Source organism: Kitasatospora sp. NBC_01300, assembly GCF_041435235.1.
In the GTDB taxonomy this organism is placed as follows: Bacteria; Actinomycetota; Actinomycetes; order Streptomycetales; family Streptomycetaceae; genus Kitasatospora.
The window spans coordinates 3,382,138-3,408,008 of the sequence record NZ_CP108408.1 but is presented as its reverse complement, the minus strand read 5'-3'; the positions used below and the strand labels follow the sequence as shown (position 1 = coordinate 3,408,008).

Genomic DNA, 25,871 nt, shown 5'->3' with positions numbered 1-25,871 from the left:
AGGACCTGATACGGGCCTGGACCGGCGAATGCCCCACCTGCCACCGCGAGTTACCCACCACACGCCGACCGGGACGCACCCGACCACGCCAGACCTAACGAAGTACTACTAGGGCGGGTCGGGGGCCTGTCGGACCGGAGAGCTAGGCTCCGCAGCCATGGCGCTCATCTTCACCCTGGACCCGAAGCTCGACCCGGACCTGCGCACCGCCGTCGTCCGGCTGTGGGCCGACGTCACCAACGCCGGCGGCGCGGTCGGCTTCGTGGCGCCGGTGACGGAGGACGAGGTCTGGGACACCGCCGACCACCAGTTCGCCGGGGTCGCGCCGGACGGCCCGGACCGGCTGCTGGTCGCCCACGAAAGTGACACCGGTCGGCTGGTCGGCGTCCTCTTCTTCGAGTCGATGCGCTTCGGTCTGATGGAGCACTGGCGGATGCTCAAGCGGGTCATGGTGCACCCCGACTGCCAGGGCCGCGGCTACGGCGTCCGGCTGCTCGCCGAGGCCGAGCGGACGGCTCGGGAGTGGGGCCTGGAGAGCCTGCGGCTGACCGCGCGCGGCGGCCAGGGCCTGGAGCGCTTCTACACCCGCTGCGGCTACCGGGAGGTCGGCCGGGTGCCGGCCGCGGTCCGGGTCGCCCCCGGGGACGACCGTGACGAGATCACCATGTGGCTCGACCTGCGCTGATCCGCAGGACGGCCGGGCGGCGGCGGGCGGGGGACGGGCGCCCCCTTCCCCACGCCCCCCGTCAGGCATGCTTCACTGGGAGACCGGCCCCCGCCCAGACCAGTGAAAAGGATGTGTCCCGTGAGCAGCACCGGCCAGGAGAAGTCGCACGCCACGCTCCGCTACACCTCCCTGCGGGTCAGCATCTTCCTCGGCTGCCTGCTGGTCGCCCTGCTGCTCGGGCACTTCAAGATCATCCCGGTCAGCGGCCAGGCCGGAGTGATCTTCCTGTTCCTGCTGGCCGCGATCGCGTCCGCGCCGCTCAGCTACGTGCTGCTGAGCCGTCAGCGCGACGACATGTCCGCCCAGATCACCACCAAGGTCTCCGGCCTGCGCAGCCGTACCGCCGAGCGGATCGCCGCGCAGAACGCCGAGGAGGACGCCGCCGACGAGGCGGCCCGGGCGGCCGCCGTCCGGCAGAGCTGACCCCGGCCGGACCCGCAGCCGCAGCCGCCGTGCCCGACTCCGCCGCCTCGGACGCCTCCGACCCCGACCCCGCTTCCGCTTCCGCTTCTGCGGCTTCCGGGCCCGGACCGGCCGACCCGCCGTCCGGGCCGTCCGCGTCGAGCGGGTCGGCCGCGTCGCCCGAGGCAGCCGTCGAGGGGGAGGCCGGGACCTGGCCGGCCCCGGTGCGCCGGCCCACCGGCCGGGACGTGGCCAGGCTCGCCGGGGTCTCCCAGGCCACCGTCTCGCTGGTCTTCTCCGGCGCCGAGGCCGGCCGCCGGGTCTCCGACGCCACCCGGGAGCGGGTCCGGGAGGCCGCCCGCAGCCTCGGCTACCGCCCGCAGGCGGCCGGCCGGCAGCTGCGGCTCGGCCGTAGCGGGATGATCCTCCTGGCGGTGCCGAACATCCTCGGCCCGTTCTTCGGCCGGGTGCTGGAGGGCGTCCACGAGGAGGCCGGCCGGCACGGCCTGGCGGTCGTGGTCAGCTCCGGCTGGGGGAGCGCCACCCTCGCCGAGGCCGCCACCACCAGCCGCTTCGACGGCCTGCTGATCTGCTCCCCGGACGACAGCCAGCTCGGCGAACTGCCCGCCGACACCCCCGTCGTCTTCCTCGACGCCGACCCGGGCACCGACCGGGCCCGGCCGACCGTCGAACTCGACGTGGCGGGCGGGATGCGCGCCGCCGTCGAGCACCTGGCCGGGCTCGGCCACCGCCGGATCGGGCGGCTGCGCTCCACCCACTCCGCGTACACGTTCCGGGTGCGGCAGGCCGCGTTCGAGCAGGTCGCCGCCGAACTCGACCTGGAGGTCGTGGAGTTGGGTGTGAGCCTGAACGAGGGCCAGCCGGCCGCGCGGACGGTGGCGCACCGCCTGCTGGAGCGCCCGGACCGCCCGCGCGCGGTGATCTGCGACGACGACGTGGTCGCCTCCGGGGTGTACCAGGCCGCCGCCGAGCTGGGGCTGAGGGTGCCGGCCGACCTGTCGGTGGTCGGCATGGACAACGTCGCGGTGGCCGCGCTGCTGGCCCCGCCGCTGACCACCGTCGACCTGCCCGGCGAGGAGCTGGGCCGGGTCGGCGCGGCGGCGCTGGCGGGCCTGCTGCGCGGCGAGCGGGCGGCGCCCGTCCCGCCGCTGGCCACCTCGCTGGTGCTGCGCTCCTCCACCGCGCCGGCGGTCGGCGCGCCGGGGCGGGGCGCGAAGCCGTAGGCAGGAGCAGGGGAGAACGAAAGACCGCGCCCGCCGGCCAGACCCCGGTGGGCGCGGTCGTCTGTGGGGGCCTCAGCCCACCGGCACCGGCCGCACCGACGGCGCCGGCGGCACCGGGTGGAACCAGCGGCGGGCGCCGAACAGCAGCAGGGCGCCGAGCGCGATCCCGCCCGCCGCGCACAGCGCCACCGGCCGCAGCGAGTCCTCGGCCAGGTTGCCGGACACCGCGTAGCCGAGCGAGTTGCCCGTCGCGAACAGCGTCACCAGCCAGGCGAACGCCTCGGTCACCGTCCCGGTCGGCGCCAGCTCGGCGACCAGCACGAACGCCGCCGCCAGCAGCGGCGCCAGCCCGATCCCGGAGAGGAAGGCCAGCGCGGCCATCGGGTACGGCCCGGGCAGCAGCACCAGCGGCAGGTAGGACGCGGCCATCGCGAGCGCCATGACCCAGGTGCGGGTGGCCGTGCTGCTGCGCCACTTCACCGCGCCGTAGGCGAGCGCGCCGAGCAGGCCGCCGAGCGCCGCCAGCGCCAGCAGGGTGCCCGCGCCGCCGGGCAGGGCGTCGGCGTGGTGCTCGGCGTAGGCGATGAACAGCACGTTCTGCGCGCCGACCGCCCAGCCGGCCCCGGCCAGTCCGACCAGCAGCAGCACCAGGCCGGGGGAGCGCAGCGGGCCGAGCAGCCCGGCGGAGTGCGCGCGGGCCGGGGCGCGCCAGGCCCGGGCCGGGGCGGCGGTGGCCACGATCAGCGCGCCGGCCAGCCCCAGTCCGGCGGCCATCCAGAGCGCGGCGACCGGGCTGAACAGGCCGGCGATCCCGGCGACGGCCAGCGGGCCGGCCACGTAGAGGATCTGCTGGGAGGCGGAGTCGAAGGCGTAGGCGGTGTCGAGCTGCTCCTCCTCCACCACGTCCGGCCAGAGCGAGCGCAGGCAGGGTTCGAGCGGGGGCATGGCGAGCCCGGCGATCGCGGCGCCGAGCGGGGCGGCGATCCCGGAGCCGGGGGCGAGGGCGAGCAGCGCGTACCCGCCGCCGGCGAGCACGGCGGAGACGAGCAGGACGCGGGGCTGCCCGGTGCGGTCCACGATCCGCCCGAGCACCGGCCCGCCGACGGCGGCGGAGATCGCGTAGGCGGCGGTGGCCAGTCCGATCCGCCCGTACGGCGCGCCGGCCTCGCGCAGGGCGAGGGCGATCACCAGGGCGGTCATGCCGGCGGGCAGGCGGCCGAGCAGGGTGCCGAGGAGCAGGCGGCTGACATGGGGGGCGCGGAGCAGGGCGAGGTAGCCCATCGGGCGTCTTCTCCGGTCTGGGCAGGCGGGGGCGGGGACGCCGTCAAAGTTATACGTATAACTGTTCAGCGGTCAATCGGGCCGGTGGGGATGATCTGATGGTGTGTCAGCTTCGTTCGTGTCCGGATCTCGCTCCAACCTCAAACAACTACTTTGAACATCTCAAACCTTTGCTGCTAATGTGTCGGCCATGACCACCTCAGACGCATCGCGGAAGCACGGCCAGGGCTCGCTGCCCGGCGCCGCCCGCCCGTGCGCTCTGACCGGTGCTGTGGACAGCCCGCGCCGTTGTCGCGCCATGAGCTGTATCCCGGCGGCACGCCCCTGACCGGGGGCCGGGACCTCCCCGCCCGGCCCGCGCGCCGTGCCGCCTCCTCCGCCACACCCCCACCGTCGAAGCAACGCCCTCCCCCGGAGCCGCACCGTCATGTCCACAGCGCCCGAGGCGACCCCGTCGCCGTCCGTGCTCGCGAGAATCCGCAAGACCCCGTTCTGGGTCCAGATCGTCGGCGGCCTGCTGCTCGGCGTCGGCCTGGGCTACCTGGCCCGCGCCGCCGACATCTCCTGGCTGGCCACCACCCTGGAGACCATCGGCAAGATCTTCGTCCAGCTGCTCAAGCTGGCCGTCCCGCCGCTGGTGTTCACCGCGATCGTGGTGAGCGTCGCCAACCTGCGCAACGTCACCAACGCGGCCCGCCTGGCCACCCGCACGCTGCTCTGGTTCATGATCACCTCGCTGATCGCGGTGGCCGTCGGCCTGGGCCTGGGCCTGCTGACCAACCCCGGCCAGGGCACCAACCTCAAGACCGACGGCCTCAAGGCGCTCGACTCCAAGGGCTCCTGGATCGACTTCCTGACCGGGATCTTCCCGACCAACATCGTCGACGCCTTCGCCAAGGTGAACGTGCTGCAGATCGTCTTCATGGCGGTCGTGGTCGGCGCGGCGATCATCAAGCTCGGCAGCAAGGCCGAGCCGGTCCTCAAGCTCAGCGAGTCCGTCCTGGAGCTGACCCAGACCGCCCTGTGGTGGGTCATCCGGCTCTCCCCGCTCGGCACCCTCGGCCTGATCGGCAAGTCCGTCGCCAAGTACGGCTGGGACCTGCTCAAGCCGTTCGCCACGCTGACCCTCGACATCTACGTCGGCTGCGCGCTGGTGCTCTTCGTCGTCTACTCGCTGCTGCTGAAGTTCGCCGCCGGCCTGAACCCGGTCAACTTCTTCAAGGGCGCCTGGCCCGCCATCCAGCTGGCCTTCGTCTCGCGCTCCTCGGTCGGCACCCTGCCGGTCACCCGCCGCGTCACCGAGCGCCTCGGCGTCCCCAGCGAGTACGCGTCCTTCTCCGTGCCGTTCGGCGCCACCACCAAGATGGACGGCTGCGCCTCGATCTACCCGGCGATCGCCGCGATCTTCGTCGCCCAGGTCTACAACATCGACCTCGGCATCCGGGACTACCTGCTGATCGCCTTCGTCTCGGTCGTCGGCTCGGCCGCCACCGCAGGCCTCACCGGTGCGATCATCATGCTGACGCTCACCCTCTCCACCCTGGGCCTGCCCCTGGAGGGCGTCGGCCTGCTGCTCGCCATCGACCCGATCCTCGACATGATGCGCACCGCGACCAACGTCGCGGGCCAGGTGCTGGTGCCGGTCCTGGTGGCCTCGCGGGAGAAGATCCTCGACGTCGCCGCCTACAACCGCCCCTCCGGCGACCTGTACGAGGACGCGCCGTCGGCCGCCGCCCCGGCGCAGACGGACAAGGCGGCCCCGGTGGCCGCCTGATCCCCGCCGGCTCGGCGACCAGGGCCCGCCTCCGCACCGCTCCCCGGTGCGGGGGCGGGCCCTCGTGCGTGCCGCGGGGGCGCGGGTGGTGTGCTGCTCCCCGGGGCGTGCGGTCGGGAGAAAGGCCGGGGGAAGGCTGGGGGAAAAGGCCCGGGGAAAAGGCAGGGGGCCCGCCGGTTGGGCGGGCCCCCTTGGGTGTTGCTCTTGTGCTCATGGTGACGGCTGTCGGGAGCCGTCGACGGACCCGCTGGGGTCCCGAGCGATCAGAACATCAGAGGATGTCAGATGGGGGTGACGTTCTCCGCCTGCGGGCCCTTCGGGCCCTGGGTGACGTCAAAGTTCACCGCCTGGTTCTCCTCCAGCGAGCGGAAGCCGCTCGCGTTGATGGCGGAGTAGTGGACGAAGACGTCGGGGCCGCCGCCCTCCTGGGCGATGAAGCCGAAGCCCTTCTCAGCGTTGAACCACTTGACGGTTCCCGTGGCCATGCCGTTCTCCTTGCGAGGGACGTGTCGGGGCCACACCGTGTGGCACCCGGTCCGCTGCGCTGATCGCCCTGCCTCCGGACGAGTCCGAAGTTTTTCGATATTGCTGAAAAACTACAAAAAGCCCGCGGTTACATGCTCCGCAGGCTTCAAGTACTGCAAGGGGAATCAAACTGCAACTGAGGGCAACGCTAGCATGCGGTCGCTGTGACGACCAGGGGTGAACTGCGGCCCCCACGGCGCGTGTCGTAGGGCCCCGCGGGGGCCTCCCGCAGGCCTCGCGGGCGCGTGTCGGGTGCCCGGTGCAAGCCTTTGTGAACAGCAGGCATACGCTGCGGGAAAGCGCACGAACAGTACAAGGGAGCGGCGCAGTGGCAGCACCGGACGGACAATCGCGGGAGCCCCAGGAACACCCGGTCAGGCCTCGCGTCGGCCACATCCAGTTCCTGAACTGCGTCCCCCTCTACTGGGGCCTCGCCAGGACCGGCAACCTGCTGGACCTCGACCTCACCAAGGACACTCCCGAGAAGCTGAGCGACCAGCTCGTCGACGGCTCGCTGGACATCGGTCCGATCACCTGCGTGGAGTACCTGCGCAACGCCGACGACCTGCTGGTGCTGCCCGACATCGCGGTCGGCAGCGACGGCCCGGTGATGTCGTGCCTCATCGTCAGCAAGGTGCCGCTCGCCGACCTGGACGGCCGCCGCGTCGCCCTCGGCTCCACCAGCCGCACCTCCGTCCGGCTCGCCCGGCTGCTGCTGGAGGAGCGCGAGGGCGTCCGCCCCGACTACTTCAGCTGCCCGCCCGACCTCAGCTCGATGCTCGCCGAGGCCGACGCCGCCGTCCTGATCGGCGACCCGGCGCTGCGCGCCTACCTCGGCCAGGCCGCCGACCTCGGACTGACCGTCCACGACCTCGGCGAGATGTGGAAGGAGTGGACCGGCCTGCCGTTCGTCTTCGCCGTCTGGGCCGTGCGCCGCGAGTTCGCCGAGCGCCGTCCGGAACTGACCGCGGCCGTGCACCGGGCCTTCCTGGAGTCCCGCGACCTCTCACTGGTCGAGGCCGCCAAGGTCGCCGAACAGGCCGCCCGCTGGGAGGCCTTCGGCGCGGACGTGCTGGAGCGGTACTTCAGCGAGGCCCTCGACTTCTCGCTCGGCGAGCGGCAGCTGGCCGGGGTCGCCGAGTTCGCCCGCCGGGTCGCGCACGACAGCGGCTTCGCGTCGGACGTCGCGGTGCGGCTGCTGGAGCCGGCGGCGCTGCCGGTCGGCTGAGCGCGACGGGGCGCTCCGGTGCTCGGGTGCTCCGGGGCCGACGGGCAGCGGGCTGACGCGGACGCCCGAAAGGCCTGGCGTAGGCTGGTTCGGCCGTACCCGGACGCCCGCCGTCCGGGGGTCGGCAGCGCCGAGAACTGCAGTATCCGAGAGAGAGAAGGCGGCCAGGTGACCGAGCTCGCAGCGACCACCCTCGATGCGCCCAGCACCGATTTGCAGGCCGTGCTCGACCGCGCCGCCGGCGGTGGCCGGATCACCCCGGAGGAGGCGCTGGAGCTGTACCGCTCGGCGCCGCTGCACGCGCTCGGCTCCGCCGCCGACGCGGTGCGCCGCCGCCGTTACGCCGGTACCGAGCACATCGCGACGTACATCATCGAGCGCAACATCAACTACACCAACGTCTGCGTGACGGCGTGCAAGTTCTGCGCCTTCTACGTGCCGCCGAAGAGCGACAAGGGCTGGTCCCGCGAGCTCGACGAGATCCTGCGCCGCTGCGCCGAGACCGTCGAACTGGGCGGCACCCAGATCATGTTCCAGGGCGGCCACCACCCGGACTACGGCGTGGAGTACTACGAGCGCGCGTTCTCGGCCATCAAGGCCGACTTCCCGCAGCTGGTGATCCACTCCCTGGGCGCCTCCGAGGTCGACCACATGGCCCGGATCTCGGGCGTCTCGATCGAGGAGGCCATCACCCGGATCCACCGGGCCGGCCTGGACTCCTTCGCCGGCGCCGGCGCCGAGCTGCTGCCCGCGCGGCCGCGCAAGGCGATCGCCCCGCTCAAGGAGTCCGGCGAGCGCTGGCTGGAGATCATGGAGGCCGCGCACGGCCTCGGCGTGGAGTCCACCTCCACCATGCTGATGGGCACCGGCGAGACCAACGCCGAGCGGATCGAGCACCTGCGGATGATCCGCGACGTGCAGGACCGCACCGGCGGCTTCCGGGCCTTCATCCCCTACACCTACCAGCCGCAGAACAACCACCTGAAGGGCTCGACGCAGGCCACCGTCTTCGAGTACCTGCGGATGATCGCGATCGCCCGCCTGTTCCTCGACAACATCGCCCACATCCAGGGCTCCTGGCTCACCACCGGCAAGGAGGCCGGCCAGCTGTCGCTGCACTACGGTGCGGACGACCTCGGCTCGGTCATGCTGGAGGAGAACGTCGTCTCGGCGGCCGGTGCCAAGCACCGCTCCAACCTCACCGAGCTGATCCACCTCATCCGGGCCGCCGACCGCGTCCCGGCGCAGCGCGCGACCACGTACGAGCACCTGCGGGTGCTGGACGACCCGGCCAACGACCCGGTGGACCCGCGGGTCGCCTCGCACATCGCCTCCACGGCGATCGAGGGCGGCACCGCGCACCCCGAGCTGAAGATCCTGGACAACTGAGGCCCGGGGCACCGCCGTGCTGACCCTGCACCGGGCGGCCCTGGTGCTGCCCGACCCGGCCGACCCCACCGCCCCGTCCCTCCCGGACGGGGCGGTGCTGGTGCGCGGCGACCGCGTCGAGGCCGTCGGACCGTACCGGGAGCTGGCCGCCGCGCACCCGGGGGCGCGACTGCGGGACTGGGGCGCCGCGGTGCTCACGCCGGGGCTGCGCAACCCGTACGGGCACCGGCTGCTGGAGCACGCCTACCACCCGGACCCGCGCGAGGAGATCGGCGTCGAGCCGGTCGCGGACGGGCTGACGGGCTCCGTCGACGAGGGGCGCTGCGGCGCGAGCGCCCGGCGCGGGCTGCAACGGATGCTCGGGTTCGGGGTGACGGCGGTGGCCGGGCCGTTCGAGCGGGCCGCGGTGCGCACGGCCGTGGCGCGCTCCGGGCTGGTCGCGCTGCCGGGCGCCCCGGACGCGACGGACCCGGGGGACGGCCCGCTGGACCCGCTGGCGGTGCTGCCGCTCACGGCGGCCGTGCACGGCCGGGTGGCGGCGGGCGGCCGGGCCGACTTCGCGGTGTTCCCGGCCGTTGGGGAGGGCTTCGCCCAGCCATCGCCGGGCGGTTGCCTGGCCGCGGTGCTGGGCGGACGGTTGGTGTACCGGCGGCGCTGAACGGGGCCGGGAACCGGGCGGCGTACCCGCCGGTAGTCGGACTTCCTTGCGGCGCACGGCACTTCCTTCGTGTGCCGTCGAACTCCATTGTCCACCCTGTGGGGTGATTCCCCCTTCGCCGTGACCTGAGGGCCCGCCAGCGGATACGATCCCGGACAGCTCACTCCGTACCCTCACCACCTACCGCCCGTGCCCGCGGGTGGCGGGGCCGTGTCCCAGGCCCCGAAGGCAAGCCAGGACAGGAACCATGCGATCCGCGACCGTCCCCCCGCCGCGATCCCCGCGGTTGGGCCGTGGTTGGTACCTCGCCGCCGTGCTCAGCGCCGTGCTGGCCGTCGGCATGTGCCTGCTCGGCTGGCGCCAGGCCGACCAGGCCGACCGGATCGGCGCCCACCCCGTGAGAGTCGAGGGCGTCGTCACCCAGCTGCCCACCGGCGGCGGCTCCTACAGTGCCGTCAGCTACCGGGCGTCCGGCCAGTCGCACACCGCGGCCGCGCTGCCGCTCGCCGACGGCGCCAGGATCGGGGACCCGATCTGCCTGGAGCACGCCGCCGACGACCCGGGCGCGGTGCGGATCTGCGGCGACACCTACCCGCAGCCGGTCGGCGTGGGCCTGGCCCGGTTCAGCGTGCCGGTCGCGGTCGGGATGTTCGTGATCTGCGTGCTGCGCATCCGGCGGCACCGGCGGGCGCTCGCGGTCCGCGCCGGGCAGGGCCGGCTGGCCACCACCGTCGCCCTGGCGACCGGGGCGCTGGCCGACGGGATGCCCGCGATAACCCACGGCAAGCGCTCCCGGCGTCGGCGGCGGGCGGGCGGGCGGCGCGCGCAGCACTGACGGGGCGCGCGGCACCGGTGGGCCGGGCGGGGGCGCTGGACGGCGGGGGCGTGCGGCGGGGCCCGTACGGCGGGTGCGGACGCCCCGCGGCGTGCCCCGTTGGTCGGGGTGTCGGCGCCAGGGTGAACAATGGGGGCGTGACCCGAGCCTCTCTGGACAAGCAGCCGCACGAAGTCGCCGCCATGTTCGACGACGTCGCGGCCAAGTACGACCGCACCAACGACGTGCTGTCCCTCGGCCAGGCCCGCGCCTGGCGCCGGGCGGTGGCCGAGGCGGTGGCCGCCGGACCGGGGGACCTCGTGCTCGACCTCGGAGCCGGCACCGGCACCTCCTCGCTGCCCTTCGCCGAGGCCGGCGCGCAGGTCGTCCCGTGCGACTTCTCCGTCGGCATGCTCGTCGAGGGCAAGCGCCGCCACCCCGAGCTGCCGCTCACCGCCGGCGACGCCACCCGGCTGCCGTTCGCGGACGGCACCTTCGACTCGGTGACGATCTCCTTCGCGCTGCGCAACGTCCAGGACACCGACGCGGCGCTGCGCGAGATGCAGCGCGTCACCAAGCCCGGCGGCAAGCTGGTGATCTGCGAGTTCTCCACCCCGACCTGGACGCCGTTCCGGACGGTCTACACCGAGTACCTGATGCGCGCCCTGCCGCCGGTCGCCACCGCGGTCAGCAGCAACCCGGACGCGTACGTGTACCTCGCCGAGTCCATCCGCTCCTGGCCCGACCAGCCCGAGCTGGCGGCCCGGCTGCAGGAGAGCGGCTGGTCCAAGGTCGCCTGGCGCAACCTCACCGGCGGCATCGTCGCGCTGCACCGGGCGTACAAGCTCGGGTAGCCGTCGGACCGGCGGGGTGGGGGCGTGGTCGTTTCCGGCGGCGGGGACGGAACTAGACTGCCGGAGACAAAAGCCGCCGTCCCCACAGCCGCAGCTCCAGGAGAGTGTCCACCGTGACCGAGACCGCAGCCGATCTGACGAAGCCGGACAGCCCGGTCGAGAGCACGGCCGACGTCATCGTGGTCGGCGCGGGTCCGGCCGGGTCCACCACCGCGTACTACCTCGCCCAGGCCGGGCTGGACGTGCTGCTGCTGGAGAAGACCGCGTTCCCGCGCGAGAAGGTCTGCGGCGACGGCCTCACCCCCCGCGCCACCAAGCAGCTGGTGGACATGGGCATCGACGTCTCCACCGAGAACGGCTGGCTGCACAACAAGGGCCTGCGCATCATCGGCGGCGGCGTCCGGCTGGAGCTGGACTGGCCCGAGCTGTCGGCCTTCCCCGACTACGGCCTGGTCCGCAAGCGCGCCGACTTCGACGAGCTGCTGGTCCGTCAGGCCGAGAAGGCCGGTGCCCGGCTCTACGAGCGCTGCAACGTCAGCGGGCCCGTCCTGGACGAGCGCACCGGCCGGATCGTCGGCGTCACCGCCAAGCTCGGCGACGAGAAGCGGCCGGTCACCTTCCGCGCCCCGCTGGTGGTCGCCGCCGACGGCAACTCCACCCGGCTCTCGCTCGCCATGGGCCTGCACCGCCGCGAGGACCGCCCGATGGGCGTCGCCTACCGGACGTACTTCACCTCGCCGCGCCACGACGACGACTACCTGGAGTCCTGGCTGGAGCTGTGGGACACCCGCGGCGGCCAGCGCAAGCAGCTGCCCGGGTACGGGTGGGTCTTCGGCATGGGCGACGGCACCTCCAACGTCGGCCTCGGCATCCTCAACTCCTCGCCCGCGTTCGGCGAACTCGACTGGCGCGAGGTGCTCAAGGCCTGGTGCGCCGGCATGCCGGAGGAGTGGGGCTACACCCCCGAGAACATGACCGACCCGATCCGCGGCGCCGCGCTGCCGATGGCCTTCAACCGGCAGCCGCACTACACCCGCGGCCTGCTGCTCGTCGGCGACGCGGGCGGCATGGTCAACCCGTTCAACGGCGAGGGCATCGCCTACGCGATGGAATCCGGCCAGATCGCCGCCGGGGTCATCGTCCAGGCCCACGCCCGGGTCACCGAGACCGGGCGCGAGCGCGCCCTGCAGGGCTACCCGCGCGTCCTCAAGGACGTCTACGGCGGCTACTACACGATGGGCCGCGCCTTCGTGAAGCTCATCGGCAACCCCAAGGTGATGCAGCTCGCCACCCAGCGCGGCCTCACCCACCCGATGCTGATGCGCTTCACCCTCAAGATGCTCGCCAACCTCACCGACCCGCAGGGCGGCGACGCGATGGACCGCATCATCAACGGCCTCGCGAAGGTCGCGCCCAACGCGTAGCGGGCCCGGGGCCCTCTCCCGGCCCCCCTGCCAAAGGCCTCAGGGCGTCTCCTCCGCCGTCTTCCGCTCCCCGTCCGCCGGGCGGCGGGAGGCGGCGGTGCGCTGTTCGACGTAGACGAGGCGGTCGGCGAAGACCCGGGCCGCGTCGGGGGTGAGCGTCCGGAGGGCGACGAGGGCGGTGAAGACGACATCGCAGAGCTCGTGCTGGACGTCCTCCCAGCTGTGGGTGACGCCCTTGCGCGGGTTCTGGCCGGTGGCGCCGATCACCGCGGCGCCGACCTCGCCGACCTCCTCGGAGAGCTTGAGGATCCGCAGCAGGCGCTCCTCCCGGGGCGACTGCGTGCTCTGCTCGTCGAGCCACGCGACGAGGTGGTCCACGCTCTCCCAGATCCGGCTGTCCATGCGCGCTGCTCCCGTGCGGTGTCGTTGGTGCTGCCACCGTACGGGAGGCGCCGCGGGCGTACGGGAACGGCGTGGGGGCGGACGGTGCGGGGGCGGGCTCCCGGTCAGCGGGTGCTGATCTTCACGTGGCGGATGTTCACGGGGAGGGTGGGGAAGCCGTCGCCGGGGTTGTTCTGGTCGTCCTCGCCGCCTGCGGCGATCTTCTGCAGGACGTCCAGGCCCGCCGTGATCCGGCCGAACGGGGTGTAGGCGGGGGAGAGCTTGGTGTCCTTCCAGACGAAGAAGAACTGGCTGCCGTTGGTGTTCGGACCGGCGTTGGCCATCGCCACGGTGCCGGCCGGGTAGGTGGCGCCGGTCAGGTTCTCGTCCGGGAAGGAGTAGCCGGGCCCGCCGCTGCCCGTTCCGGTCGGGTCGCCGCACTGCAGGACGTAGAGCCGCTGGGTGGTGAGGCGGTGGCAGTGGCTGCGGTCGAAGTAGTCGTGCTCGGCGAGGAAGCGGAACGAGAAGGTGGTGCAGGGCGCCTTGTCGGTCAGCGCCTGGAAGGTGATCGCGCCCTGGCTGGTGCGCAGGGTGGCGCGGTAGGGCTGGGCGGCCTTCTTGGCGTCGAAGACCGGGATGCCCTTGAAGTTGTCGGCCGGCACCGCGGGCGTGTAGGCGCAGGCGGGCGCGGGCGGCGGGGTGTCCGCGACGGCGGTGCCGGTGCTCGCCGTCAGCGGGAGGACGGTGGCGACGGCGAGCAGGGCCCAGGGTGCGCGCTTCACGTGACGGGCCTTCCGAGGGGTGGTGGACGGCGGGGTTGGCATGGCGACATCATCCACGCCGGGGCGGGGATCCGGTAGGGGTAGGCAGGGATCGGTGGGGTTCGGGGCCCGCCGGGCGGATGGAGGGTCAGGAGTCCTTCGAGGGGCCGGGGTTGGCCTCGGGTGCGGAGGTGAACAGCCCGGCGCGGGCGGCCAGCGCGGCGGCGTCGGCGGCCCGTTCGGCGGTGTGGGCGTCCAGCGGCTCGCCGGTGACGAACAGCCGGTAGTAGAGCGGGGCGGTGGCGGCCCGGACCACCTCGGCGCCGTCCGTTCCGGTGGGCAACTCGCCCCGGGCGACGGCTCGTTCGGCGACCTCGGCGGCCTGGCGGTGGCGGGAGGCGAAGAAGGCGCGCAGGGCGGTCGCGCCGGCGTCGGAGCGCTGGGCGGCGAAGATCAGCGCGGTGGGGGTGGCGCCCAGGTCGGGATCGGTGAAGACGGTGAACACCTCCCGGGTGATCAGCCGCAGGTCCTCGCGGAGGTCGCCGGTGTCGGGCAGCGGCCAGGGCTGGTCGGCCGAGGCGGTCAGGGCGTCCGCGACCAGGCCGTCCACCCCTCCCCACCGCCGGTACAGCGTCGCCTTGTGGACGCCGGAGCGGCTCGCGACCGCCTCGACGGTGAGGCCGTCGTACCCCTTCTCGGTGATCTCGGCGAGCGTGGCGGCGACCACGCCCTCCCGGACCCGGGCGCTGCGGCCGCCGGGGCGCGGGGTCGGGGTGCGGGGCTCGGGGTGGTCAGTCCCGGGGTGGTTCGTCCCGGGGGTGCTCTCGTGCACGGTCGACTCCAGTCGCGTCAGGGCTTGCCGTGGCGTGGCGGTCTCGCCACGCCCATCGTAAGGCGACTTCTGTCGCGTTACGGGTGGAGTCCCGCCGACCGTCGAGCCCGGGGCCGCCGGCTCCGAGGGCCGTTCCGCACGCTTGTGAACGAAGGGTCAAGCGAGCGTTCGGACCCCCGCCACCCCTCAGGGTGAGCCGCTATAACACGTCAACATGACGCCTCTAAATTTGCTCCGGTGGACGCATAGTTGATATAGGAGCGCGGCTCTGACCAGCCGCTTCACAGGTAAATGCGACTGATTGTGACCATTTGACTTCTTTGCGTCGACAACTCTGGGCATGTTCATATTCGGCACGATTCCCATCGTGGCGTAGATCACAAAGATGACGTTGAACTGCGTGTCGCAGATCACAAGCCGACGGGCATAGGATGCGCTCGTTCCAGGCTTTGTGAACTGCCTCACATGGGGTGGATTCCGGGAACCGGAACGCGGGTTCACCACAGCGTGACCCGCCGGTTCCGATCTGCAGTCAAGGACGACTGGACGGAGGGAGCGGGGGCTATGAATGCCTACGCGCCGATCCTCGTACTCGGTGCCATCGCGGCGGCGTTCGCGGTCGGCTCCGTCGTGATGGCCTCACTCACCGGCCCCAAGCGGTACAACCGGGCCAAGTTGGAGGCGTACGAGTGCGGCATCGAGCCGACCCCGCAGCCCGTGGGCGGCGGTCGGTTCCCGATCAAGTACTACCTGACGGCGATGCTCTTCATCGTCTTCGACATCGAGATCGTCTTTCTCTACCCCTGGGCGGTGACCTTCGACGCCCTGGGGATCTTCGGGTTGGTCGAGATGCTCCTGTTCATCGCCACGGTCTTCGTCGCCTACGCCTACGTGTGGCGCCGCGGCGGCCTGGAGTGGGACTGAGCGCGGGGTGGCCGCCGCCTTTGTGAACGAGCGGACAAGCCCGAACGGGCCGACGTACCACAGGACTTGAGGGCTTCTTGAGGGCATTGAGAGGGATCTGATGGGAATCGAGGAGAAGCTGCCGAGCGGCTTTCTGCTCACGACCGTGGAGACGGCCGCCGGTTGGGTGCGCAAGGCGTCACTCTTCCCGGCCACCTTCGGTCTGGCCTGCTGCGCGATCGAGATGATGACCACCGGCGCCGGCCGCTACGACCTGGCCCGGTTCGGCATGGAGGTGTTCCGGGGCTCCCCCCGGCAGGCCGATCTGATGATCGTGGCAGGTCGGGTGAGCCAGAAGATGGCCCCGGTGCTGCGCCAGGTTTACGACCAGATGGCCAACCCGAAGTGGGTCATCTCGATGGGCGTCTGCGCCTCCTCGGGCGGGATGTTCAACAACTACGCGATCGTGCAGGGCGTCGACCACATCGTCCCGGTGGACATCTACCTGCCCGGTTGCCCGCCCCGCCCGGAGATGCTGATGGACGCCATCCTGAAGCTGCACGACAAGATCCAGCACGAGCCGCTGGGCGCGAACCGGATCCGGGCCGAGGAACTCGGCGAGGCGCTCGCCCTCAAGGCCACCCCGGTCAGCGAGATGCGGGGGCTGCTGCGATGAACGAGCAGGTACCCGAGACCCGTCGCGAGCACCCGGTCCGCGAGATCCCGGTCGAGGTGGTCGGCCGCCGGCAGGGCATGTTCGGCGCCCAGGACAGCGGTGACACCTCCGGCTTCGGCGGCCTGGCCGCGCCGATCGTGCTGCCCGGCCCGAGCGAACGGCCGTACGGCGGCTGGTTCGACGAGGTCGCCGACGAGCTGGAGGGCGCCCTGGAGGAACAGGGCCTGGACCCGGCCGAGGTGATCGAGAAGACCGTCGTCGACCGCGGCGAGCTCACCTTCCACATCGACCGCGCCCACCTGCTCCGGACCGCCCGCACCCTGCGCGACGACCCGGCGCTGCGCTTCGAACTGTGCCTGGGCGTGAGCGGCGTGCACTACCCCGACGACAAGGGCCGCGAGCTGCACGCGGTCTACCACCTGCGGTCGATCACCCACGGACGGCTGATCCGGGTGGAGGTCACCGCGCCGGACGCCGACCCGCGCATCCCCTCCGTGGTGAGCGTCTACCCGACCAACGACTGGCACGAGCGCGAGGCCTACGACTTCTTCGGCCTGGTCTTCGACGGCCACCCGGCGCTCACCCGGATCATGATGCCGGACGACTGGCTGGGCCACCCGCAGCGCAAGGACTACCCGCTCGGCGGCATCCCCGTCGAGTACAAGGGCGCCCAGATCCCGGCTCCCGACCAGCGGAGGTCGTACAGCTGATGAGTACTCGGCACCACGAAGATGCTCGGCACGACGAAGAGACCCGACCCCACGAGGAGACCGAGCAGGCAGAGTCCCGGGAGACCACCGAGGGCCGGGTCTTCACGGTCACCGGCGGCGACTGGGGCGAGGTGGTCGAGGCCGTCGGCCGGGCCGACGACGAGCGCATCATCGTCAACATGGGCCCCCAGCACCCGTCCACCCACGGCGTGCTGCGGCTGATCCTGGAGATCGACGGCGAGACGGTGAAGGAGGCCCGCTGCGGCATCGGCTACCTCCACACCGGCATCGAGAAGAACATGGAGTTCCGCAACTGGGTCCAGGGCACCACCTTCGTGACCCGGATGGACTACCTGACCCCGCTGTTCAACGAGACCGCGTACTGCCTGGCCGTCGAGAAGCTGCTCGGCATCACCGACGACATCCCGGACCGGGCCAGCGTGATCCGGGTGCTGATGATGGAGCTCAACCGGATCGCCTCGCACCTGGTCTGCCTGGCCACCGGCGGCATGGAGATCGGCTCCACCACCCTGATGATCTACGGCTTCCGCGACCGCGAGCTGATCCTGGACGTCTTCGAGCTGGTCACCGGCCTGCGCATGAACCACGCGTACGTGCGCCCCGGCGGCCTCGCCCAGGACCTCCCGCCCGGCGCCGTCGACCAGATCCGCGAGTGCGTGAAGACCCTGCGCTCCCGGATGCACGAGTACGACAAACTCGCCACCGGGAACCCGGTGTTCAAGGCCCGCCTGGTCGACGTCGGCTTCCTCGACCTGCCCGGCTGCCTGGCCCTCGGCGCCACCGGCCCGATCCTGCGCGCCACCGGCCTGCCGCACGACCTGCGCAAGACCGACCCGTACTGCGGCTACCAGGACTACGACTTCGAGGTCGCGACCGCGGACAGCGCCGACTCCTACGGCCGCTTCCTGATCCGCCTGGAGGAGATGCGGCAGTCGCTGGGGATCGTCGAGCAGTGCCTGGACCGGCTGCGGCCGGGCCCGGTGATGGTGGCCGACAAGAAGATCGCCTGGCCCGCCCAACTCGCCGTCGGCCCCGACGGGATGGGCAACTCGCTCGACCACATCCGCAAGATCATGGGCACCTCGATGGAGGCCCTGATCCACCACTTCAAGCTGGTCACCGAGGGCTTCCGAGTCCCGGTCGGCCAGGCGTACGCGGCGGTCGAGTCGCCCAAGGGCGAGCTGGGCGTCCACGTGGTCAGCGACGGCGGGACACGCCCGTACCGGGTCCATTTCCGGGACCCGTCGTTCACCAATCTGCAGACGATGGCGGCGATGTGCGAGGGCGGCCAGGTCGCCGACGTGATCGTCGCGGTGGCCGGGATCGACCCGGTGATGGGAGGCGTGGACCGGTGACAGACGTCCAGTTGGGGATGCCGGCGCTGCCGGCCACACCGTACCCCGAGGAGGTGCACGCCCGGCTGGCCGCCGACGCCGCGGAGCTGATCGGCCGCTACCCGCAGGCCCGGTCGGCGCTGCTGCCGCTGCTGCACCTGGTGCAGGCCGAGGAGGGCTTCGTCAGCCCGACCGGCATCCGGTTCTGCGCCGAGCAGTTGGACCTCACCACCGCCGAGGTCACCGCCGTCGCCACCTTCTACACCATGTACCGGCGGCGCCCGGCCGGGAAGTACCACGTCGGGGTCTGCACCAACACCCTGTGCGCGGTGCTCGGCGGCGACCAGATCTTCGACGAGCTCCAGCAGCACCTCGGCGTGCGCAACAACGAGACCACCGGGGACGGCGAGATCTCGATCGAGCACATCGAGTGCAACGCGGCCTGCGACTACGCGCCCGTGGTGATGGTCAACTGGGAGTTCTTCGACGACCAGACCCCGGAGAGCGCCAAGCGGCTGGTCGACGACCTGCGCGCGGGCCGGGAGGTCCGGCCGACCCGCGGCGCCCGGCTGTGCACCTTCAAGGAGTCCGCCCGGATCCTGGCGGGCTTCCCCGACGAGCGCCCGGGTGCCAACGACGAGTCCGGCGCGGGCGGCGCGCCCTCGATGGCCGGCCTGCGCCTGGCCAAGGGCGAGGCGCTGCCCGGCACCGGCGGCACCAAGGTCGTCGCACCCCGCCACGAAGGCACCGGTCACGAGGGCACCGGCCACGAAGGGACGGAAGCGTGATGACCGCCGCCGAGCCGGCCGAGAAGCTGCTCACCCCCGTCCTGTCCGCCTCCTGGGACGACGAACGGCCCTGGACGCTGGCCACCTACCGCCGCCACCACGGCTACGACGGCCTCAAGGCGGCCCTCGCGATGCCGCCGGACGACGTGATCGCCCTGGTGAAGGAGGCCGGGCTGCGCGGTCGCGGCGGCGCGGGCTTCCCCACCGGGATGAAGTGGCAGTTCATCCCGCAGAACGACGGCAAGCCGCACTACCTGGTGGTCAACGCGGACGAGTCCGAGCCGGGCACCTGCAAGGACATCCCGCTGATGTTCGCCAACCCGCACGCGCTGATCGAGGGCATGATCATCGCCTCCTACGCGATCCGCTGCGACCACGCGTTCATCTACCTGCGCGGCGAGGTCGTCCCGGTGCTGCGCCGCCTGCACGCGGCCGTCGCCGAGGCGTACCGGGCCGGGCTGCTCGGCCGCGACATCCTCGGCTCCGGCGTCAACCTCGACATCACCGTGCACGCCGGCGCCGGCGCCTACATCTGCGGCGAGGAGACGGCACTGCTGGACTCGCTGGAGGGCCGCCGCGGCCAGCCCCGGCTGCGGCCGCCGTTCCCGGCGATCGCCGGCCTGTACGCCTGCCCGACGGTGGTCAACAACGTCGAGTCGATCGCCTCGGTGCCGCCGATCCTGGCCCGCGGCAAGGAGTGGTTCAAGGGCCTGGGCACCGAGAAGTCCCCCGGCTTCACGCTGTACTCGCTCTCCGGCCACGTCACCAACCCCGGCCAGTACGAGGCGCCGCTGGGCATCACGCTGCGCCAGCTGCTGGACATGAGCGGCGGCGTCCGCCCCGGGCACCGGCTCAAGTTCTGGACCCCGGGCGGCTCCTCCACCCCGATGTTCACCGACGAGCACCTGGACGTCCCGCTGGACTACGAGGGCGTCGGCGCGGCCGGCTCGATGCTCGGCACCAAGGCGCTGCAGGTCTTCGACGAGACCACCTGCGTGGTGCGGGCGGTCACCCGCTGGACCGAGTTCTACGCCCACGAGTCCTGCGGCAAGTGCACCCCCTGCCGCGAGGGCACCTACTGGCTGGTCCAGCTGCTCAAGCGGATCGAGGCGGGCGCGGGCGTCGACGGGGACCTGGAGAAGCTCCTCGACATCGCCGACAACATCAACGGCAAGTCCTTCTGCGCACTGGGCGACGGCGCCGCGAGCCCGATCGTCTCCTCCCTCCAGCACTTCCGGGCCGAGTACGAGCAGCACCTGGCCGAGCGCCGCTGCCCGTTCGACCCGGCCGCCTCCACCGTCTGGGCCGACGGCCCCCGCCCCGGCCACCAGTCCGCCACCGAAAGGGAGGTGCACGCGTGACGATCACAGAGCCATCCACCTCCACGGGCGACAAGGCCGCGGTCGAGCTGGTCACGCTCACCATCGACGGCGTCGAAGTGCAGGTCCCCAAGGGGACGTTGGTGATCCGGGCCGCCGAACGGATCGGCACCCAGATCCCGCGCTTCTGCGACCACCCGCTGCTCGACCCGGCCGGCGCCTGCCGGCAGTGCATCGTCGAGATCGAGGGTCAGCGCAAGCCCGTCGCCTCCTGCACCATCCCGGTCGCCGAGGGCATGGTGGTGCGCACCCAGGTGAGTTCACCGGTGGCCGAGAAGGCGCAGCGCGGCGTGATGGAGCTGCTGCTGATCAACCACCCGCTGGACTGCCCGGTCTGCGACAAGGGCGGCGAGTGCCCGCTGCAGAACCAGGCGATGTCCACCGGTGACGCCGACACCCGCTTCGAGGGGATGAAGCGCACCTACGAGAAGCCGATCCCGCTCAGCACCCAGGTGCTGCTGGACCGGGAGCGCTGCGTGCTGTGCGCGCGCTGCACCCGCTTCTCGCAGCAGATCGCCGGGGACCCGTTCATCGACCTGCTGGAACGCGGCGCGCTCCAGCAGGTCGGCACCGGGGACGACGAGCCGCTCGACTCGTACTTCTCCGGGAACACCATCCAGATCTGCCCGGTCGGCGCCCTGACGTCGGCGGCCTACCGCTTCCGCTCCCGCCCGTTCGACCTGGTCTCCTCGCCGAGCGTGTGCGAGCACTGCTCCGCGGGCTGCGCCCAGCGCACCGACCACCGGCGCGGCAAGGTGCTGCGCCGGCTGGCGGGCGAGGACCCGGCGGTCAACGAGGAGTGGAACTGCGACAAGGGCCGGTTCGCGTTCCGCTACGCCCAGCAGCGGGACCGGATCGCCACCCCGCTGGTGCGGGTGGACGGCGAGCTGGTGCCCGCCTCCTGGCCGGAGGCGCTGGCCCGGGCCGCCGAGGGACTGCGCGGCGCCCGCGCCGGGGTGCTGACCGGCGGCCGGGTCACCGTCGAGGACGCCTACGCGTACGGGAAGTTCGCGCGGGTGGTGCTCGGCACCAACGACGTGGACTTCCGGGCCCGCCCGCACAGCGGTGAGGAGGCGGACTTCCTGGCCGCCGCCGTCGCCGGGCGCGGCGTGGACGTGGACGGCGAGGGCCTGACCTACGAGCAGCTGGAGCAGGCTCCGGCGGTGCTGCTGGCGGGCTTCGAGCCGGAGGAGGAGTCGCCGATCGTCTTCCTGCGGCTGCGCAAGGCCAGCCGCGACCGGGGCCTGAAGGTGTACTCGGTGGCGGCGTTCGCCTCCCGGGGCCTGGCCAAGCTGCGCGGCGCGCTGCTGCCGGCCGCCCCGGGCACGGAGGCGGAGTGGTTCGCCGCGCTGGCCGCCGACGAGCCGCTGAACGACGAGGCCGGGCGGGCCGCCGAGCTGCTGCGCGGCCCGGGCGCGGTGATCCTGGTGGGCGAGCGGCTGGCCGCCGCCCCGGGCGCGCTGACGGCGGTGCTGCGTCTGGCGCACGCGACCGGCGCCCGGCTGGCGTGGGTGCCGCGCCGGGCGGGCGAGCGCGGTGCGGTCGAGGCGGGCCTGCTGCCGGGGCTGCTGCCCGGCGGCCGTCCGGTGGCGGCTCAGGCCGCCCGGGCGGAGGCCGCCGGGGTGTGGGGGGTGGCGGAGCTGCCGTCCCGGCCGGGCCGGGACACCGAGCAGATCCTGACGGCCGCCGCGCACGGCGAGCTGGACGCGCTGCTGGTCGGCGGCGTCGACCCGGACGACCTGCCGGATCCGGCGCTGGCCGACGCGGCGCTGGCGGCGGTGCCGTTCGTGGTGTCGCTGGAGCTGCGGCCCTCCGCGGTGACGGCGCGCGCGGACGTGGTGCTACCGGTGGCGGCGGTGGCGGAGAAGGCCGGCGCCTTCCTGGACTGGGAGGGCCGGCTGCGGATGTTCGAGGCGGCGCTCAAGCCCGATCAGCAGATGGGCCGCCACCTGTACCCGGACCTGCGGGTGCTGACCATGCTGGCGGAGGCGCTGGGCCACCGGCTGGGCCTGCCGGACGTCCGGGCGGCCCGGCTGGAGCTGGACCACTTCACTCCGTGGGCGGGCGACCGGTCCGCGGACCCGGCCGCGCACCCCGGCGTGCTGCCCCGCCCGGCCACCGGCCAGGCGGTGCTGGCGGGTTGGCGCCAGCTGCTGGACAACGGCACGTTGCAGCAGGGCGATCCGCACCTGGCGGGCACCCGGCACCGGGCGGTGGCCCGGGTCTCGCCGGCCACCGCGAAGGAGATCGGCGCGTCGGAGGCCGGCACGTCGGAGGCCGGCGCCGAGGGGGGCGGGGCGCTGCGGCTGACCGGCCCGGCCGGCTCGCTGACCCTGCCGCTGGAGGTCACCGACTCGATCCCGGACCGCACGGTCTGGATCCCGCTCAACTCCACGCCGGGCGGCGCCCACCGCGCGCTCGGCACCACCGTCGGCCATCTGGTCACGATCGCCGTGGCCGCCCCCGAGCCGGCCGCGCGGGCCGAGGCCGCGGCGGGCGATGCGGGCAGCGAAGGGGAGGAGCGATGACTCCGCAGCCGTACGAGACGCTCCACTTCTTCGGGCAGGACCCGTGGTGGATGGTGCTGCTGAAGGCGGTGTTCTGCTTCGGCTTCCTCGTCCTGACGGTGCTGATCGCGATCGTCTGGGAGCGCAAGGTGGTGGCCTGGATGCAGCTGCGCATCGGGCCGAACCGGCACGGGCCGTGGGGGATGCTGCAGTCCCTGGCGGACGGCGTGAAGCTGGCGCTCAAGGAAGACCTGGTGGTCAAGGGCGCGGACAAGGTGGTCTACATCCTGGCCCCGATCGTCTGCGCCGTCCCGGCGTTCATGGCCTTCGCGGTGATCCCGTTCGGGCCGGCCGGCAACGAGGTGTCGATCTTCGGCACCCGGACGGCGATGCAGCTGACCGACTTCCCGGTGGCGCTGCTGTACATCCTGGCGACGGCCTCGATCGGCATCTACGGCATCGTGCTGGCCGGCTGGTCGTCCGGTTCGACGTACCCGCTGCTGGGCGGGCTGCGCTCGGCCGCGCAGATGGTCAGCTACGAGATCGCGATGGGCCTGTCCTTCGCGGCGGTGTTCATCTACTCGGGGTCGATGTCGACCTCGGAGATCGTGGCGCACCAGCAGCCGACCTGGTTCGCGGCGCTGCTGCCGGTGTCGTTCATCGTGTACATCATCGCGATGGTGGGTGAGACCAACCGGGCGCCGTTCGACCTCCCGGAGGCCGAGGGCGAGCTGGTCGGCGGCTTCAACACCGAGTACTCCTCGCTGAAGTTCGCGATGTTCATGCTGGCCGAGTACGTCAACATGGTGACCGTCTCGGCGGTGGCCTCCACCCTGTTCCTGGGCGGCTGGCGGGCCCCGTGGCCGGTGTCGACCTTCTGGGAGGGCGCCAACCACGGCTGGTGGCCGATGCTGTGGATCACGCTGAAGATCCAGCTGCTGCTGTTCTTCTTCATCTGGCTGCGCGGCACGCTGCCCCGGTTCCGCTACGACCAGTTCATGAAGCTGGGCTGGAAGGTGCTCATCCCGGTCTCGCTGGTGTGGCTGGTGCTGATCGCGAGCGTGCGGGCGCTGCGCAACGAGGGCTACGGCTTCGGCGAGGTGGTGCTGTACGTCGGCGCGCCGGTCGGGGCGATCCTGCTGCTCGCCCTGCTGCGGGACTTCCTGAAGAAGGAACCCGAGCCCGAACCCGCCCCGCCGAAGGGGGAGTTCGACCCGATGGCGGGCGGCTACCCGGTGCCCCCGCTGCCCGGACAGGAGCTCCCGCCGGTGCCGCGCCGGCGCAGCCGGGCCCCGAAGCAACTCCAGGACGCCCTCAACGGGGCCGACCATACCGAAGGGAGCTGAACCGAGATGTCGTCCGACCAGACGGAGCGGGCCGAGCGGCCCGACAAGCCGTCGATCCTCGGCCCGGCCGCCGGCTTCGGCGTGACCTTCAAGGCCATGTTCAAGAAGCGGCTCACCGAGCAGTACCCGGAGCAGAAGAAGCCCACCGCTCCGCGCTTCCACGGCCGCCACCAGCTGAACCGGCACCCGGACGGCCTGGAGAAGTGCGTCGGCTGCGAGCTGTGCGCGTGGGCCTGTCCGGCCGACGCCATCTACGTGGAGGGCGCGGACAACCGGGAGGAGGAGCGCTACTCGCCGGGCGAGCGCTACGGCGCGGTCTACCAGATCAACTACGCCCGCTGCATCCTGTGCGGGCTGTGCATCGAGGCCTGCCCGACCCGCGCGCTCACCATGACCAACGAGTACGAGCTGGCCGACTCCTCGCGCCGGGACCTGATCTTCACCAAGGAGCAGCTGCTGGTCGGCCTGTCCGAGGGCATGGTGGACTCCCCGCACTCGATCTTCCCGGGCGCCGACGAGGGCGCGTACTACCGGGGCGAGATCACCGCGGCGGCGCCCGGGACGGTCCAGCAGGAGCGCACCGACCGGGAGCGGGAGGTCCAGCAGTGACCTCCCTCAACCTGGCCGCGACCGGGACGACCTCCCTCGGGGAGGCCGTCCAGTTCTGGGTGCTCGCGGTGATCGCGGTCGGCGGCGCGCTCGGCATGGTGCTGATGCGCAAGGCCGTGCACAGCGCGCTGTGCCTGGCGGCCACGATGATGGCGCTGGCGGTCTGCTACATGGCGCAGGGCGCGGTGTTCCTGGGCGTGGTGCAGATCGTCGTCTACACCGGCGCGATCATGATGCTGTTCCTGTTCGTGGTGATGCTGGTCGGTGTCACCAGCGAGGACTCCCTGAAGGAGCAGTTGAAGGGCCAGCGGTTCGCCGCGGTGCTGTGCGGGCTGGGCTTCGGCGTGCTGCTGATCGCCGGGATCGCCAACGCGCGGCTGGACCACTTCACCGGCCTGTCCGAGGCGAACGCCGAGGGCAACGTGCCGGGCCTGGCCCGGCTGATCTTCACCCGGTACGTGTGGGCGTTCGAGGTCACCGGCGCGCTGCTGATCACCGCGGCGATCGGTGCGATGGTGCTGACCCACCGCGAGCACGTGAAGGCGCCGAAGACGCAGCGCGAGCTGGCCGCCCAGCGGGTCGTGGACAACCTCCAGCTGCCGCCGCTGCCGGCGCCGGGCGTGTACGCGCGGCACAACGCGGTGGACGTTCCGGCGCTGCTGCCGGACGGCACGATCGCCGAGGACTCGGTGATGGCGACGCTGCGCGAGCGCGGCCAGGTCCGGGACGTCAGCCAGGAGATGCTGCGGCGGATGGCCGAGCTGGAGAACACCACGGCGGACTGGCTGGGCCGGCCGTCGTCCGAGCGGCCGGCGGTCTCCGGACCGCGCAAGTCCCTGGAGCCGGTGCCGGCGTCGGTGAACGGCAAGGACGGCAACGGCGGTCCGAACGGGCTGAACGGTCTGAACGGCAACGGCGGTTCGAACGGCCTGAATGCCAAGGACGGTCTGAACGGCAAGGGCGGCCCGAACGGCCGCGCCGACGAGGAGGGAGCGGAGTGAACCCGGTCAACTACCTGTACCTCGCGGCCCTGTTGTTCACCATCGGCGCGGCCGGAGTGCTGATCCGGCGCAACGCGATCGTGCTGTTCATGTGCGTGGAGCTGATGCTGAACGCCTCGAACCTCGCCCTGGTGACCTTCTCCCGGCTGCACGGCACCCTGGACGGCCAGATCATCGCGTTCTTCACGATGGTGGTCGCGGCGGCCGAGGTCGTGGTCGGCCTCGCCATCATCGTCTCCATCTTCCGGACCAGGCACTCCGCTTCGGTCGACGACAGCAATCTGATGAAGCTGTAGGCGGAGG

At 72.3% G+C, this 25,871-nt stretch carries 26 protein-coding genes; 21 read left to right on the top strand and 5 right to left on the bottom strand.

The features are described from left to right. Positions 1–157 precede the first annotated feature (157 nt). The 3 genes from OG556_RS14975 to OG556_RS14965 all read left to right on the top strand — a co-directional run bounded on the left by OG556_RS14975 (position 158) and on the right by OG556_RS14965 (position 2,373). Positions 158–685, top strand: a complete 528-nt coding sequence (locus OG556_RS14975; protein WP_371517481.1) for an N-acetyltransferase family protein — start codon at positions 158–160, stop codon at positions 683–685. 120 nt (positions 686–805) lie between these two features. After that, positions 806–1,150 (top strand): DUF4229 domain-containing protein, encoded by a 345-nt coding sequence (locus OG556_RS14970; RefSeq protein WP_371517480.1) that lies wholly within the window; start codon positions 806–808, stop codon positions 1,148–1,150. Between the two features lie 227 nt (positions 1,151–1,377). Then, positions 1,378–2,373 (top strand): LacI family DNA-binding transcriptional regulator, encoded by a 996-nt coding sequence (locus OG556_RS14965; protein ID WP_371517479.1) that lies wholly within the window; start codon positions 1,378–1,380, stop codon positions 2,371–2,373. Positions 2,374–2,445: 72 nt separating this feature from the next. Here the strand turns inward: OG556_RS14965 and OG556_RS14960 are convergent, their stop codons facing one another. Continuing rightward, entirely contained in the window at positions 2,446–3,654 is a 1,209-nt protein-coding gene (locus OG556_RS14960; RefSeq protein ID WP_371517478.1) for an MFS transporter, read from the bottom strand. 427 nt (positions 3,655–4,081) lie between these two features. On the opposite strand from OG556_RS14960, the gene OG556_RS14955 reads away from it, so the two are divergent. After that, positions 4,082–5,428: a dicarboxylate/amino acid:cation symporter gene (locus tag OG556_RS14955; protein ID WP_371517477.1), complete on the top strand. Its 1,347-nt coding sequence runs from the start codon at positions 4,082–4,084 to the stop codon at positions 5,426–5,428. 281 nt (positions 5,429–5,709) lie between these two features. Here the strand turns inward: OG556_RS14955 and OG556_RS14950 are convergent, their stop codons facing one another. Continuing rightward, positions 5,710–5,913: a cold-shock protein gene (locus OG556_RS14950; protein WP_052580872.1), complete on the bottom strand. Its 204-nt coding sequence runs from the start codon at positions 5,911–5,913 to the stop codon at positions 5,710–5,712. A gap of 368 nt (positions 5,914–6,281) precedes the next feature. On the opposite strand from OG556_RS14950, the gene OG556_RS14945 reads away from it, so the two are divergent. From OG556_RS14945 to OG556_RS14920, 6 genes are all read left to right on the top strand, one after another. Continuing rightward, the gene (locus tag OG556_RS14945; RefSeq protein WP_371517476.1) at positions 6,282–7,181 is read left to right on the top strand and encodes a menaquinone biosynthetic enzyme MqnA/MqnD family protein; all 900 of its coding nucleotides are present in this window, start codon (positions 6,282–6,284) and stop codon (positions 7,179–7,181) included. Positions 7,182–7,349: 168 nt separating this feature from the next. After that, on the top strand, positions 7,350–8,570 hold the full coding sequence (mqnC, locus tag OG556_RS14940; protein WP_063348156.1) for a cyclic dehypoxanthinyl futalosine synthase: 1,221 nt from the start codon (positions 7,350–7,352) through the stop codon (positions 8,568–8,570). A 16-nt stretch (positions 8,571–8,586) separates the two neighbouring features. Next, positions 8,587–9,228, top strand: a complete 642-nt coding sequence (locus OG556_RS14935) for a hypothetical protein (RefSeq protein ID WP_371517475.1) — start codon at positions 8,587–8,589, stop codon at positions 9,226–9,228. Positions 9,229–9,475: 247 nt separating this feature from the next. Continuing rightward, entirely contained in the window at positions 9,476–10,063 is a 588-nt protein-coding gene (locus tag OG556_RS14930) for a hypothetical protein (RefSeq protein ID WP_371517473.1), read from the top strand. A gap of 137 nt (positions 10,064–10,200) precedes the next feature. Next, positions 10,201–10,896, top strand: a complete 696-nt coding sequence (locus OG556_RS14925; RefSeq protein WP_063348153.1) for a demethylmenaquinone methyltransferase — start codon at positions 10,201–10,203, stop codon at positions 10,894–10,896. A gap of 134 nt (positions 10,897–11,030) precedes the next feature. Next, positions 11,031–12,320, top strand: coding sequence for a geranylgeranyl reductase family protein (locus OG556_RS14920; RefSeq protein ID WP_350877772.1), 1,290 nt, complete (start codon positions 11,031–11,033; stop codon positions 12,318–12,320). A gap of 39 nt (positions 12,321–12,359) precedes the next feature. On the opposite strand, the gene OG556_RS14915 is transcribed toward OG556_RS14920, so the two are convergent. The 3 genes from OG556_RS14915 to OG556_RS14905 form a co-directional block, all read right to left on the bottom strand. Beyond that, complete coding sequence (locus OG556_RS14915; protein WP_371517472.1) at positions 12,360–12,722, bottom strand: MazG-like family protein; 363 nt, start codon at positions 12,720–12,722, stop codon at positions 12,360–12,362. Between the two features lie 104 nt (positions 12,723–12,826). After that, on the bottom strand, positions 12,827–13,483 hold the full coding sequence (locus tag OG556_RS14910; RefSeq protein WP_371517471.1) for a peptidylprolyl isomerase: 657 nt from the start codon (positions 13,481–13,483) through the stop codon (positions 12,827–12,829). 127 nt (positions 13,484–13,610) lie between these two features. After that, positions 13,611–14,294 (bottom strand): TetR/AcrR family transcriptional regulator, encoded by a 684-nt coding sequence (locus OG556_RS14905; RefSeq protein WP_371517470.1) that lies wholly within the window; start codon positions 14,292–14,294, stop codon positions 13,611–13,613. 564 nt (positions 14,295–14,858) lie between these two features. On the opposite strand from OG556_RS14905, the gene OG556_RS14900 reads away from it, so the two are divergent. From OG556_RS14900 to nuoK, 11 genes are all read left to right on the top strand, one after another. Then, positions 14,859–15,218 (top strand): NADH-quinone oxidoreductase subunit A, encoded by a 360-nt coding sequence (locus OG556_RS14900; RefSeq protein WP_030060100.1) that lies wholly within the window; start codon positions 14,859–14,861, stop codon positions 15,216–15,218. Positions 15,219–15,318: 100 nt separating this feature from the next. Further along, positions 15,319–15,873: an NADH-quinone oxidoreductase subunit B family protein gene (locus OG556_RS14895; RefSeq protein ID WP_063348147.1), complete on the top strand. Its 555-nt coding sequence runs from the start codon at positions 15,319–15,321 to the stop codon at positions 15,871–15,873. Then, the gene (locus OG556_RS14890) at positions 15,870–16,583 is read left to right on the top strand and encodes an NADH-quinone oxidoreductase subunit C (RefSeq protein WP_371517469.1); all 714 of its coding nucleotides are present in this window, start codon (positions 15,870–15,872) and stop codon (positions 16,581–16,583) included. The genes OG556_RS14895 and OG556_RS14890 overlap by 4 nt, the downstream gene beginning before the upstream one ends. Next, a complete protein-coding gene (locus OG556_RS14885) occupies positions 16,583–17,959 on the top strand; it encodes an NADH-quinone oxidoreductase subunit D (RefSeq protein ID WP_371517467.1) in 1,377 nt (458 codons plus the stop codon). Before OG556_RS14890 ends, OG556_RS14885 begins: the two co-directional genes overlap by 1 nt. A gap of 17 nt (positions 17,960–17,976) precedes the next feature. Beyond that, positions 17,977–18,726 (top strand): NADH-quinone oxidoreductase subunit NuoE, encoded by a 750-nt coding sequence (gene nuoE, locus OG556_RS14880; protein ID WP_371522708.1) that lies wholly within the window; start codon positions 17,977–17,979, stop codon positions 18,724–18,726. Then, complete coding sequence (nuoF, locus tag OG556_RS14875) at positions 18,726–20,087, top strand: NADH-quinone oxidoreductase subunit NuoF (protein ID WP_371517466.1); 1,362 nt, start codon at positions 18,726–18,728, stop codon at positions 20,085–20,087. The genes nuoE and nuoF overlap by 1 nt, the downstream gene beginning before the upstream one ends. Continuing rightward, complete coding sequence (locus OG556_RS14870) at positions 20,084–22,633, top strand: NADH-quinone oxidoreductase subunit G (protein WP_371517465.1); 2,550 nt, start codon at positions 20,084–20,086, stop codon at positions 22,631–22,633. Before nuoF ends, OG556_RS14870 begins: the two co-directional genes overlap by 4 nt. Next, positions 22,630–23,958: an NADH-quinone oxidoreductase subunit NuoH gene (nuoH, locus tag OG556_RS14865; protein ID WP_371517464.1), complete on the top strand. Its 1,329-nt coding sequence runs from the start codon at positions 22,630–22,632 to the stop codon at positions 23,956–23,958. Before OG556_RS14870 ends, nuoH begins: the two co-directional genes overlap by 4 nt. Positions 23,959–23,964: 6 nt before the next feature. Beyond that, complete coding sequence (nuoI, locus tag OG556_RS14860; protein ID WP_063348141.1) at positions 23,965–24,567, top strand: NADH-quinone oxidoreductase subunit NuoI; 603 nt, start codon at positions 23,965–23,967, stop codon at positions 24,565–24,567. Then, on the top strand, positions 24,564–25,568 hold the full coding sequence (locus tag OG556_RS14855; protein WP_371517463.1) for an NADH-quinone oxidoreductase subunit J: 1,005 nt from the start codon (positions 24,564–24,566) through the stop codon (positions 25,566–25,568). Before nuoI ends, OG556_RS14855 begins: the two co-directional genes overlap by 4 nt. After that, the gene (nuoK, locus tag OG556_RS14850; protein ID WP_030060110.1) at positions 25,565–25,864 is read left to right on the top strand and encodes an NADH-quinone oxidoreductase subunit NuoK; all 300 of its coding nucleotides are present in this window, start codon (positions 25,565–25,567) and stop codon (positions 25,862–25,864) included. Before OG556_RS14855 ends, nuoK begins: the two co-directional genes overlap by 4 nt. Positions 25,865–25,871 lie beyond the last annotated feature (7 nt).